This is a genomic window from Chryseobacterium defluvii (genome assembly GCF_003634775.1).
Taxonomy (GTDB): domain Bacteria; phylum Bacteroidota; class Bacteroidia; order Flavobacteriales; family Weeksellaceae; genus Chryseobacterium; species Chryseobacterium defluvii.
In genome coordinates, this window is record NZ_RBXB01000002.1 from 241,831 (window position 1) to 254,677 (window position 12,847).

At 36.7% G+C, this 12,847-nt stretch carries 14 protein-coding genes; all 14 read left to right on the top strand.

The genetic code is table 11. The features are described from left to right. The first annotated feature begins 87 nt into the window (after positions 1-87). The 14 genes from BCF58_RS07905 to BCF58_RS07970 all read left to right on the top strand — a co-directional run bounded on the left by BCF58_RS07905 (position 88) and on the right by BCF58_RS07970 (position 12,838). On the top strand, positions 88-861 hold the full coding sequence (locus tag BCF58_RS07905; RefSeq protein WP_121461999.1) for a ParA family protein: 774 nt from the start codon (positions 88-90) through the stop codon (positions 859-861). A 40-nt stretch (positions 862-901) separates the two neighbouring features. Beyond that, the gene (locus BCF58_RS07910) at positions 902-1,792 is read left to right on the top strand and encodes a ParB/RepB/Spo0J family partition protein (RefSeq protein WP_121461270.1); all 891 of its coding nucleotides are present in this window, start codon (positions 902-904) and stop codon (positions 1,790-1,792) included. Beyond that, complete coding sequence (locus tag BCF58_RS07915; RefSeq protein ID WP_121461271.1) at positions 1,793-2,431, top strand: DUF5683 domain-containing protein; 639 nt, start codon at positions 1,793-1,795, stop codon at positions 2,429-2,431. Between the two features lie 126 nt (positions 2,432-2,557). Next, the gene (dapB, locus tag BCF58_RS07920; RefSeq protein WP_121461272.1) at positions 2,558-3,259 is read left to right on the top strand and encodes a 4-hydroxy-tetrahydrodipicolinate reductase; all 702 of its coding nucleotides are present in this window, start codon (positions 2,558-2,560) and stop codon (positions 3,257-3,259) included. Between the two features lie 76 nt (positions 3,260-3,335). Beyond that, on the top strand, positions 3,336-4,997 hold the full coding sequence (gene lepB / locus BCF58_RS07925) for a signal peptidase I (protein WP_121461273.1): 1,662 nt from the start codon (positions 3,336-3,338) through the stop codon (positions 4,995-4,997). Between the two features lie 62 nt (positions 4,998-5,059). Next, on the top strand, positions 5,060-5,677 hold the full coding sequence (locus BCF58_RS07930; protein ID WP_121461274.1) for a WbqC family protein: 618 nt from the start codon (positions 5,060-5,062) through the stop codon (positions 5,675-5,677). Position 5,678: 1 nt separating this feature from the next. Next, positions 5,679-7,385: a S8 family serine peptidase gene (locus tag BCF58_RS07935; protein ID WP_121461275.1), complete on the top strand. Its 1,707-nt coding sequence runs from the start codon at positions 5,679-5,681 to the stop codon at positions 7,383-7,385. Positions 7,386-7,504: 119 nt separating this feature from the next. Then, a complete protein-coding gene (locus tag BCF58_RS07940) occupies positions 7,505-7,996 on the top strand; it encodes a lipocalin family protein (RefSeq protein WP_121461276.1) in 492 nt (163 codons plus the stop codon). 22 nt (positions 7,997-8,018) lie between these two features. Further along, a complete protein-coding gene (locus tag BCF58_RS07945) occupies positions 8,019-8,708 on the top strand; it encodes an OmpA family protein (protein WP_121461277.1) in 690 nt (229 codons plus the stop codon). A 108-nt stretch (positions 8,709-8,816) separates the two neighbouring features. Continuing rightward, the gene (locus BCF58_RS07950) at positions 8,817-9,704 is read left to right on the top strand and encodes a decaprenyl-phosphate phosphoribosyltransferase (RefSeq protein WP_121461278.1); all 888 of its coding nucleotides are present in this window, start codon (positions 8,817-8,819) and stop codon (positions 9,702-9,704) included. Beyond that, the gene (locus BCF58_RS07955; protein WP_121461279.1) at positions 9,701-11,017 is read left to right on the top strand and encodes an FAD-binding oxidoreductase; all 1,317 of its coding nucleotides are present in this window, start codon (positions 9,701-9,703) and stop codon (positions 11,015-11,017) included. Before BCF58_RS07950 ends, BCF58_RS07955 begins: the two co-directional genes overlap by 4 nt. A gap of 3 nt (positions 11,018-11,020) precedes the next feature. Continuing rightward, positions 11,021-11,746, top strand: coding sequence for an SDR family NAD(P)-dependent oxidoreductase (locus BCF58_RS07960; protein WP_121461280.1), 726 nt, complete (start codon positions 11,021-11,023; stop codon positions 11,744-11,746). Between the two features lie 4 nt (positions 11,747-11,750). Continuing rightward, positions 11,751-12,338, top strand: coding sequence for an HAD family hydrolase (locus tag BCF58_RS07965; protein ID WP_121461281.1), 588 nt, complete (start codon positions 11,751-11,753; stop codon positions 12,336-12,338). A gap of 23 nt (positions 12,339-12,361) precedes the next feature. Continuing rightward, a complete protein-coding gene (locus BCF58_RS07970) occupies positions 12,362-12,838 on the top strand; it encodes a hypothetical protein (protein WP_121461282.1) in 477 nt (158 codons plus the stop codon). Positions 12,839-12,847 lie beyond the last annotated feature (9 nt).

A 12,847-nucleotide genomic window follows, 5' to 3' on the forward strand; every position in this document is an offset into this window, starting at 1 on the left:
ATTAACAATATTTTAACTCAATTTAGGTTTCAGCATTCACGAAGAGCAAAGAAAAAAAGTGTATTTTTGAAGCTTAAAGTTCTAATAATGGCAAAAATCATAGGTATCGCTAATCAAAAGGGAGGAGTTGGAAAAACAACAACAGCTGTAAATCTGGCTGCAGCATTAGGGGTATTGGAAAAAAGAATATTAATTATTGATGCGGATCCGCAGGCCAATGCAACATCCGGCCTGGGAGTTGAGGAAGTACAGTATTCCACATATAATTTATTGGAGCATAGCGTAGATACAAAAAGCTGTATCCAGAAAACGAGTACACCTAATTTGGATATCGTTGCATCACACATAGACTTGGTAGCGGCAGAAATAGAGCTGGTAGATAAAGACGACAGGGAATATATGCTTAAGCAAGCCTTACAGAGTGTGAGAGATGATTATGACTTCATCATTATCGATTGTGCACCGAGTTTAGGTCTGATTACCGTCAATGCACTTACCGCGGCAGATTCGGTAATTATCCCGATCCAGTGTGAATATTTCGCATTGGAAGGATTAGGAAAACTTTTGAATACCATTAAAAACGTACAGAAGATCCATAATAAGGATTTAGATATTGAAGGATTGCTTCTTACGATGTATGACAGCAGATTACGACTGTCTAACCAGGTAGTGGAAGAAGTAAATGCACACTTCCCTGAAATGGTTTTTGAAACCATCATCAGCAGAAATGTGAGATTGAGTGAAGCACCGAGTTTCGGGGAAAGTATCCTGAATTACGATGCCGAAAGCAAAGGAGCTATCCAGTATATTCAATTGGCAGAAGAAGTACTGCTGAAAAACGAAAAATTAGTAAAGAATTAAAATTAGCTTAAAGCCATAAGCTTAAAGCTTGAAGTATAATATGAAGGACAAAAAAAGAGCTATGGGACGTGGTTTGGGTGCTATTTTAAGTGCTGAATCCAAGGCGACAATCAATTCTGCTACCGATGAAGGCGCAGATAAATTTGTAGGGAATATTGTAGAAGTGTCTATAGAAGATATCTATCCGAATCCCACCCAGCCAAGAACTTATTTTGACGAAAAAGCATTAAATGAACTTGCGCAGTCCATCAAAAACTTAGGAGTAATCCAACCGATTACCTTAAGAAAAGATGGCGAAAAGTTTGAAATCATATCAGGAGAAAGACGTTACAGAGCCAGCAAATTGGCCGGTCTTACTTCTATTCCTGCATACATCCGTTTAGTCAACGATCAGGAACTGTTGGAAATGGCTCTTGTGGAGAATATCCAGAGGGAAGACCTTGATTCTATTGAAATTGCATTGACATATCAAAGACTTTTGGATGAGATCGGGATGACCCAGGAAAATCTGAGCCAGAGGGTAGGGAAAGATAGAAGTACGATTACCAATTCCATCAGATTATTGAGATTAAGTCCCGATATTCAGAATGCAATCCGAAGCGGGGAAATTTCTGCGGGACACGGTAGAGCCATTATCAGTTTGGAAAATGAAGAATTACAGCAAATTTTGTTTGACAAAATCATCAAAGAACAATTGAATGTTCGCCAAACCGAACAGGCTTCCGCTATTCTTAAAAACCCGAAATCTCCCGCTGCTAAAAAAGTAAAGCCGGAATTGTCAAACAACTATAAAAAAGCGCAGAAGACAATTTCTGATATTTTAGATGTAAAAGTGGAGATCAAAACCTCCGGAAATGGTAAAAAAGGTAAAATTGTTCTGGACTTCAAAAATGAAGACGAGCTGGAATATATTTTATCCCATATTAAATAAATGAAAAAAATACTTTTCACATTTTTCTTATGCCTGTTTGTGACGGCATATTCACAGGTAAATCCAAATGATACCATTCGGGTGGAATATCATCCGAAAGACAGTATCTCTGCGGCAAAACCTGCCAAATCCGAATCCCAGGTTATTGCAGATCTTGAAAACGCCAACGGACCTACAAAACAAACCCTTAAGTTAAATCCCACAAAAGCCGGGTTATATTCTGCGGTTCTTCCGGGATTAGGACAGTTTTATAATAAAAAATACTGGAAAATCCCAATCGTTTGGGGTGCGGTAGGTGCAGGTGCAGGAATTGCAGTCTGGAATGATAAACAATACAGAAAATACAGAGAATACTATATTGCCAAATTGAATGGTACCCCCAATGAATTTGTAGATACTCACCCTTGGCTGGATAAAGTGGCTTTAGGAAATGCACAGGACAGAGCAAAAAGACAAAGAGATTATGCCATAGCTTTTACAGCTCTCATATACATTCTGAATATTGTAGACGCAGTAGTGGATGCCCACCTCTATGAAAGCCGCCACGACCCCGACCTGTCTTTCAGCCCTGCAGTAATTCAGGATCAGTATGGTATGGCACCTCCGAAAACAGGTTTGAGTTTAAGTTATAGATTTTAATAAATAGTAAGTACGTTTTAATTGATAATACTTTGCTAAATGAATGCCTTTGAGAGTTAAAAACATATAGCATTTTAATTTCTTTGCGATGAAAACTCAACAAAACGTATGGTTAAATAAAAAAATATGAAAATAGCATTAGTTGGATATGGTAAAATGGGCAAGATCATTGATGAAATTGCAACCAAAAGAGGCCATGACGTGGTGGCCCGCCTGAAAGAGACCCCAACTGCTGAAAACCTTAATAATGCAGACGTCGTTATTGAATTTTCATTGCCGGAAGTGGCATTCAACAACATAAAAGCATCTCTGGAAAATAAAATTCCCGTGATCTGCGGAACTACAGGATGGCTGGAAAAGAAACAGGAAATTGAGAAAATGGCTCTTGAAAACGAAACGGCCTTCCTATACGGCTCTAATTTCAGTCTAGGTGTCAACTTGTTTTTTGCTTTAAATGAAAAATTGGCTGATCTGATGAAAAATGTAGATGAATATTCCTGTCAGTTAGAAGAAATTCATCACATCCACAAATTAGATGCTCCGAGTGGAACCGCTATTTCTTTGGCAGAAGGTATCTTTAAACACAATCCGAAATTTGATGCCTGGAAATTGGACGATACACAAGGAAATCAATTAGGGATTTTTGCGATCCGTGAAGATGAGGTTCCTGGAACCCACAGTGTATTCTACAGAAGTGAGGTAGACGAAATTGAGATCAAGCATACAGCTTTCAACAGAAGCGGTTTTGCATTGGGAGCTGTAGTGGCTGCAGAATGGATTAAAGATAAAAAAGGAAACTTTACCATGAAAGACGTTTTGGGACTGTGATCTGTAACAAAACTTCATAATCATTAACTAATAATAAGTTGCTCAACACAAATTAACAGAATAGGCACGAAAATTTATGAATTACTTTTTAACTTATACAGTATATGTTCTCATTCTCTCCATATTAATGGGGATTTCAACATGGAAGCTGTTCAAAAAAATGGGCTATAGTCCGTTATTCGCATTTATACCTTTCTATAATTACTTCATTATTTTAAAAGAAACGAAGCATCCGAAATGGTGGGCTATTTTATCCTATCTACCCATTGTAGGACCTATTATGATGTCTGTTTTCCATATTTATTTAATGAAAAAATTCGGGAAAAGCCTTTTCCAGCACCAGCTTCTCACAGTGATTCTTCCTTTCATATATATGGCAACGGTAAACTATTCCAAAGATGTGGAGCTTGAAGATGAAAATGCGAATGAGTTATTTTTAACAGACGAAGAGAAAAATGCTAAAAAGAAAGATACTTTTATCGGATCTATTACTTTTGCTGTAGTTTTTGCAACCATTATCCACGTTTTTGTAACACAGCCTTTCGGAATTCCTACCGGATCCATGGAAAGAACATTATTAGTAGGAGACTTCCTTTTCGTAAACAAATGGAGCTATGGATACAGATTACCAATGAGACCGGTAGCAATCCCATTCTTACAGGGTACAATTTATGATAGCCAAAAAGATGGAAACCCTAAAAATGATCCTAAATCTTATGTGGAGGGGGTAAAGCTGCCATACACAAGAATATTACAATTCAATAAGCCTCAGAAAAATGATGTGGTAGTGTTCAACTATCCTCAGGATTCCGTGCATACGGCCATCGACAGAAAAGATCCTTATGTAAAAAGATGTGTAGCGGTAGCCGGAGACACCTTTGAAATGAGGGGCGGAAAACTTTTCGTGAATGGAAAACCTGAAACGGTTCTTGGCGATCAGGAAGTTCAGCATGCTTATACGGTAAATGCGGGAGAGCAATTAGATATTCCGTCACTGTATAATACTTACGGATTCTTACCGGTAAGAGAAATGCAAAACGATAAAGGGTTTGAATATATTTTCCAAGGATTAACAGATAAAACGGCAGCAGAAATTAAAGCCTTACCGAATGTGATCTCAATGGAAGAAAACATCTATCCGAAAGATTCTGCAACCATTTCATATAAATTAAACGCTGATAAAACAGCCTATACAAAAAGTATTGACACTACTCAATCTATTTTCCCGATCAACAAACCTTGGAACCAGGATTGGTATGGTCCTGTAAGAATTCCTAAAAAAGGGGATGTAGTAGCTATTAATAAAGAAACACTTCCAATGTATCAGTGGATCATTTCAGAATATGAACACAACAGCTTGGAAAATAAGAACGGGAAAATTTTCATTAACGGGAAAGAAGCTAGCCAATATACAATCCAGCAGGATTATTATATGATGGTAGGAGACAACAGAGATGCTTCATTGGATGCAAGATTCTTTGGTTTCGTTCCAGAAGAGAATATCGTGGGTAAACCAATGTTTACATGGATGAGTTTACAGGGAGCATTCTCAGATGCAAGCTCTTCTTATCAGGCTCCGTTTAAAGTACGCTGGGAAAGAATGTTCAAAGCAACCAATACAGGAGAGGCGAACAAAACTTCTTACTGGTGGATCGCTGCAATGATTCTTATCTTATTCTTTGGGTGGGAGTATTTTGTGAAGCTGTTCAGAAAGAAAAAAACAGAAGAAGATTTATAATTAAATAAAACTAAAACTAAAATGAAGTATTTGAAAAAATGCTTCATTTTTGTATAAAGAATATGAAGAACGTATTACTGCCGGTATTTTATTTGCCACCTATTTCATGGTTTTCAGTTTTTCTGAATCCTGAGAATAATATTGTGTTTGAACAGTTTGAAAGCTTTCCAAAACAGACCTACAGAAACAGGGCCAATATTTATGGAGCCAACGGGAAACTTTCATTGATTATTCCTATTAGTCACAACGGAAAAAGAGAATTAAAGGACATTGAAATTTCCGAATCTGAAGATTGGAGAAAACTTCACTGGAAATCAATTCAGACCGCGTATCAAAGTTCCCCTTATTTCGAATATTATGAAGATAAAATCAGAAAAATATTTGATATTGATGAAAAGAACCTGGTCAATTTTAATCTGAAAGGATTAGAAATTATTTTGCAGACCTTAAAAACAGAAAAGGCATACTCTTTGAATGAAGAATATATCAAAAATCCGGAAGAACTCAATTTCAGAGAACGTTTCTCAGCCAAGCTTCCTTCAGAATTTGAAATGGAAGAATATTATCAAACATTCTCGGATAAGTCAGGATTTTTAAAAGATTTGTCAATTTTGGACCTAATTTGTAACAAAGGACCGGAATCTTTGACTTATATTAAAAATATTAAATATTTATACTAACATGAAAAAGGTATTATTAGCTGCTGTTTTTTTAGCGGGATTTAGCTTTACATATGCTCAGGAAGCGCAAGTGAAGACCCTAGACCCTAAAGAGAATAAAGACTTGATGACGTGGTATCATAAAGATTATGCTACGGCAAAAGTATACGGTGTGAATACGGAAAATGCATATAAATTTTTAGAATCCAAAGGATTAAAGCCTACAACTGTTGTAGTAGGAGTTTTAGATAGTGGGGTTCAGGTAGACCATCCCGGATTAATTAAAAATGTATGGACTAATCCGAATGAAGTTCCGAATAACGGAAAAGATGATGATGGAAACGGATACATAGATGATATTCACGGATGGAATTTTATAGGAGGCAAAAATGGAGATGTTGATGTTGATAATATGGAAGTAACCCGAGTGGTTGCCAAATATAAGCCGGTATTTGAAGGGGATGATTCTGCAAAAAACAAAGCAAATCAGGCTAAAATGCCCGAAGAGTTTGCCATGTATATGAAGTCCAAAGAGATTTTCGGTAAGAAAAGCATCGAAGCAAAACAAAGCATGCAGACCTATACCATGATCAATGATTTAATTCCTAATATGGTTAAATTATTGAACGGTAAATCTGTTACAGCGGAAAATATTGCTGCTATAAAACCATCAACGGATCAAAAAGATGCCATTGCCCTTCAGATTTTAAATCAGGTAGCTCAAAGCCCGGAATTCAAAGGGAAATCTACTGCTGATTTTGAAAAAGAAATGAAATCGCAAATGAAAGAGGCAATTGACCATTTCGGGCCTCAATCCAAGCAATATGATGTAAACTACGATCCAAGAAAGGAAATCGTAGGAGATAACTATGAGGATTATTCTGAAAAAAACTATGGGAATAACCACTATGAAGGACCTGATGCAGAACATGGAACTCACGTTGCGGGTATCATTGCCGGACTTCCTCAAGGAAAAGAAGTTCAGTACGGTGTTGCTTCAAGAGTAGCGAAGATCATGTCTGTAAGAACAGTTCCAAATGGTGACGAAAGAGATAAAGACGTTGCGAATGCGATCAGATATGCAGTAGATAACGGAGCCAAAATTTTAAATATGAGCTTTGGTAAACCGGTTTCTCCGGGGAAAAATGTAGTTTGGGATGCATTTAAATATGCTCAGGATAAAGGAGTTCTTTTGGTGAAAGCTGCAGGAAACGAAAATGAAGATGTGGCTGAGCATCTTGCTTATCCTACTAACTTTAAAAATGTTACAGATGAGAAACCATTTGTAAACAATGTTATCGTGGTGGGAGCAAGTACCAACAGAAACAATGAGCTTAGGGCTGGTTTCTCTAACTTCAACAAAAAGATGGTAAATGTATTCGCTCCGGGTGAAGAAATCTATTCTACCGTTCCGAAAAACGAATACAGATATCTTCAGGGAACTTCAATGGCTTCTCCTGTTGTAGCTGGTGCTGCTGCGGTTCTGTTATCCTATATGCCAACTCTTAAACCGGATCAGGTAATTGAATCTTTAGTAAAATCAAGTAATCCGAACACCGAAAACCAATTCGGAGATTTCTCTCAGTCGGGGGGTGTTATAGATCTGAAAAAAGCTGCTGAATATGCTTATGCTAATTTTTATAACGGAAAATCATCTTCAGGTGCTAAAAAAGCTGTAAAACCTGCAAAGAAAGTTAAAAAGCCTGCCGGAAAAGCCATTAAGCTATAAAATAAATACTTATAATAAATTTACAACAGAAAAAGTTCCAATCTTTGGGACTTTTTCTGTTTTTTTATGATTTTGGCACGGTTTTTTGTAACTTTATAATATCTAAATAATAAACAGATATGAAAAAGTTACTACTTGCAGGAATGTTGGGAACATCACTTTTTGCAGTGTCTTGTTCCTCCGTTAACAATGCAAAAACATCACAAAATCAGAGAGCGGAATTCCTTAAATTAAAAGGAGATTGGCAAATCGTAAGCATTGATTACGATAAAAAGTATAAAATCAAACCTTTTGATGAGGGTGCAGATGCCCAGTGCTTTGTAGGAAGCCACTGGAGATTAATCCCTAATAACTATACAGGAGCATACACTTTAAACGGTGGTGGATCTTGTCCTACTGTAACACAACCGATCAAAATTGATGCAACAGGAGGAAATACTTTCTCGTTCAAGAAAATTGCACCGGATACAAAAGCAAAGCAAAATACCGCAGGATACACTTTAAACCTGATCAACCAGACTACAGACCAGTTTTCGCTTGAACAGAATGTTCCTTTTGATGGAAGCACCGTAAGGGTAGTGTATAATTTTCAGAGAACAGGAATGAAATAATTAATGATAAATATTAAATAAGATGAAATTTAACAAAACATATATCGGAGCATTATTCTTATCATCCGCATTGTTGCTAACAAGCTGTGAGGCTGTTCAGAACTCAAATCACCAACAAAGAGGTACTGCAGTAGGAGCGGCTTCGGGAGCAGTAATTGGAGGGATCTTAGGAAATAATGTCGGAAAAGGTAAAAATGCTGCTTTAGGAGCTGTATTAGGAGGAATTATAGGTGGGGTAGCCGGTAACGTTATCGGTTCTAAAATGGATAAGCAGGCTAAAGAAATTAAAGAAACCTTACCAGGAGCTGAAGTAGAGAGAGTAGGAGATGGTATTAAAATTACCATGAGTGAAAGTATTGTAAACTTCGCTTTTGACTCATCAGATCTTACCGCTGCAGCGAAAACAAACTTAGATAAACTGGCTCAGGTTCTTATCAATAATCCGGATACCAACATCAATATTTATGGTCATACCGACAGTAAAGGGTCAGATGATTATAACATGAAATTATCAGAAAGAAGAGCCAATTCCGTAAAAGCATATTTATCGGCTAAAGGTATTGCTTCAAGCAGATTGTTTGCCATGGGAGAAGGAGAAGGCATGCCGGTAGCTACTAATGACACAGACGAAGGAAGAGCTAAGAACAGAAGAGTGGAATTTGCGATTACTGCTAACGAAAAAATGATTAATGATGCCCAACAGGGTCAATAGTTAATTTAAACATATAAATATTTTCTTAAAAGACCGCTTCGGCGGTTTTTTTTGTATTTTTATGCTATAAATTTTGAAATCACTATTTTTGCAATTGAAATAACATAAATGAAGAAATATCTGAAATTGCTGCGTGTAGAGCAATGGGTGAAGAATCTTTTTGTCTTTGTCCCGTTGTTTTTTTCCGGCAATATTACCAATCTGGATCTGCTTACCAAAAGTATATTTGCTTTTATCATATTTTCCCTCGCCGCCAGTGTAGTCTATATCCTTAATGATTATAACGATATTGAAGCGGATAAAAAACATCCTGAAAAAAGAAGAAGACCTTTAGCCAGCGGAGCTATTTCAAAATCACAAGCGATAGGAATCCTAATAGGGTTAATTGCAGCTGACATTGCCCTTGTGTTTTTTGCCCAGGCTTATTTTCATAAGAGTTTGTGGAAGTTTGCTACCATCATCCTGTTTTATTTTGTGATGAATATTGCTTATACATTTAAGCTAAAACACGTTCCGATTATTGATATTTTTATTATTGCTATCGGGTTTGTCCTGAGAGTATTGGCGGGAGGATATATTACGGGGATCAGCATTTCTCAATGGGCTATCCTGCTGACATTCGTTTTAGCTTTGGTTTTAGCGATTGGAAAAAGAAGGGGAGAGCTTATTAATGCTCAGGTTTCAGGAAAAACAAGAAGAGCACTGGACGGATATAATGTACAGTTCGCAGATATTGCGCTCTCCATATCCGTAACATTAGCCATTGTTTGTTACCTGATGTTTACGCTATCACCGGAGGTGCAGGACAGATTTCATGAAAGGGTATTTTACACGGTTATTTTCGTAGTATTTGCATTCTTAAGGTATCTGCAACAGACATTGGTGTATAACAGGACGGAATCCCCTACAAAAATTGTTTACAGGGACAGATATATACAGGTCACCTTATTATTGTGGGTTGCTGCATTTTTAATTCAAATTTATTTTAAAAAATGAAGCCGAATTTTATACAGAAGGTTACAAACTGGGGCAATTATCCTATAGTGGAGAAAGAAATGAAGTCTGATGACAGCTTCAGCAAAATAAAAGAATTTGTACTAAGCCATAATGAAGTCATTGCAAGAGGAAACGGAAGATGCTATGGAGACGCTTCGTTGGGAGAACATATATTTTCTACAAAAAAACTCAATAAACTTATCAGTTTCGACCGTTTAAACGGGATCATTGAATGCGAGTCAGGAGTATTGCTTTCAGAAGTTCTGGAGGTAACGGTTCCGCAGGGATATTTTCTTTATGTAACCCCGGGAACTAAGTTTGTGTCTGTGGGGGGAGCAATTGCATCAGATGTTCATGGTAAAAACCATCATGCAGAAGGCTGTTTTTCAGAATATGTGATAGAATTCAAATTAATGAATGAAAATGGGGAAATCATTACTTGTTCGCGGGAAGAGAATTCAGATAAATTTTGGGCGACTATCGGCGGAATGGGGCTTACCGGAATTATTTTGACGGCAAAGTTCAAACTTAAAAATATAGAAACAGCCTACATCCGTCAGGAAAGTATAAAAGCCGAGAACCTTGATGAAATTTTCAAGCTGTTTGAAGAAAGTGAAAGCTGGACGTACACCGTTGCATGGATTGACTGCCTTCAGAAAGGTAAAAATATAGGAAGAAGCATTTTAATGAGAGGAGAGCATGCTTTTCAGCACGAATTACCACAACATCTGGCCAAAACTCCGTTAAGGCTGAAAAAGAAATTCCAGCCAACGGTACCTTTCTATTTTCCTAATTTCGTTCTGAATGCTCTTACCGTAAAGATCTTTAACTTATTGTATTATAAAAAGCAGGCAAAAAAAGAGGTGAAAAGCTTTATTGATTACGAAACCTTTTTCTATCCCCTGGATGCAATTAATGATTGGAATAAAATTTACGGAAAGTCAGGATTTATCCAATATCAGATGGTTATTCCAAAAGAAACCGGAAAAGAAGGGATGAAAAAAATTCTGGAAACTATTGCGAATAGTGGAAATGGTTCTTTTCTGGCTGTATTAAAGCTGTTTGGTAAAAACAACCCGGAAGCTTATAATTCGTTTCCTTTTGAAGGGTACACCCTGGCGTTAGATTTTAAGGTGAATTCAAAACTGAAAAGGCTGATTGATCAGTTGGATGAGATTGTTCAGGAATTCGGAGGAAGGATTTATCTGACGAAAGACAGCATGAGCCGATCTTCATTAACCAATTACCTTAAAAATGTTCAAAATCCTAAATTTGTGTCCTTACAGCACAAAAGAATCATAAATAATAACTAGCCAATGATAGTTCTGGGAAGTACGTCTGAAGTAGCACAGGCTTTTGTGGAAAAAGCGCTTCAGGAAGGCGAAAAATTTGAAAAAATATACCTTTTTACCTCAAATAAAGAAACTACTGAAAGATTTGCGAGACATATTGATGTGAAATTTCTTCAGCAATCCGAAGTCATTGAGCTGGATTTATTAAAAGAAATCGATTATAATGCTTTTGATACCATCCAATCCAACCTTTTATTTTGTGCCACAGGATATTTAGGAGAAGGGACAGAGGAAGGGCTGTATGACAATAAAAATACAGACAGGATCATCGATATCAATTATTCCAAACTCGTTCCGGTGATCAATTATTTTGCTCAAAAATTTGAAAGCAGGAGATCGGGAACGATTATCGGATTATCTTCTGTAGCAGGAGACAGGGGAAGGCAGAGCAATTTTATTTACGGAAGCGCAAAAGCGGCTTTTACAGCGTATTTAAGTGGTTTGAGAAATTACCTGTTTGATAAAAAAGTTCATGTATTGACGATCAAGCCCGGATTTATGGCTACAAAAATGACAGAAGGACTTCCATTAAACCCAAAATTGACGGCTACTCCAAAACAGGCGGCAGACTGTATTTATAAAGCTTATAAAAAACAAAAGGATGTTGCATACGTTTTACCAGTTTGGGGCGTTATTATGATGATCATAAGAAATATTCCTGAATTTATTTTCAAAAAATTAAAGCTTTAAAAGAATGAAAAAATTGTATTGTTTTGATTTTGATGGTACTATAACGTATAAAGATACCATGTTCATGTATCTTAAATTTTATGACCCTACCAAATTCAGATTACAATTTATTAAACACGTTCCGCTTTTCATTTTATTAAAATTAAAGCTTGCCGAAACTGAAAAAGTAAAAAAAAGTTTCATTGGTTCTATTCTTAAAGGGCAGACTCAGGAAAAGATAGAAAAGAAATCCAAAGAGTTTTTTGAGCACAACTATCCTAAGATCGTTCGTGAAAATGCTTTGGATTTTATCAATAATATGGATCGCAGTAATACAAAAAGTCTATTGGTTACTGCATCCTTGGATATTTGGGCAAAACCTTTTGCCGATGCATTGCAAATGCAGTTGGTTTCTACAAAAGCCGAATTCAAAAATGGAGTGTTCACCGGAAACTTTATCGGCAAAAACTGCAACGGAAAAGAAAAGCTGGTAAGGATAAAAGAAGAGATCAGTGATTCTAAATTCGATAAGATCATTGCTTTTGGAGACACTTCCGGAGACAAGTATATGCTTAAATGGGCAAATGAAGGTCATTACCAATTTTTTCACTAATTTTGGATGGTAAAAATGTAACAATGAATAAATTGCTTGTTTGGAGTTTTGCAATCATGATGAGCTGTGCAAACACACCGTCCCCAACCTCTCAAAAATCTCAGAGTATGCAGACCAGTGCTGAAATTCTTGTGTCAGAATCACAGGGCGGAACAGAACGTCCCGGATTTGTTATTTTAAAAAACGAACAGGAGTTTCAGAAAGCTGTTCAGGGCGGTAATTTTACAATTGCAGAGGCGGGCAAAGAACAGGCTGTGGATTATCCGGATTTTCCTAAAAATAAAAAAGTTATTTTATATAATATGGGAGAATTCAGATCGGGAGACCATAGAATCGCAGAAATAAAAAGTATTTCGGTGAAAAATAATATATTGTATGTAGAAGTTCCACCCTATGTTTCAGGAGGTATGGAAATACAGGTGATTTCAAAACCGTGGATCATCTTTGCCGTTCCTTCGGATTATCAGTTCAATTCCGTAGAATTAAAATATTCAAAGTAAAAAGTAAAA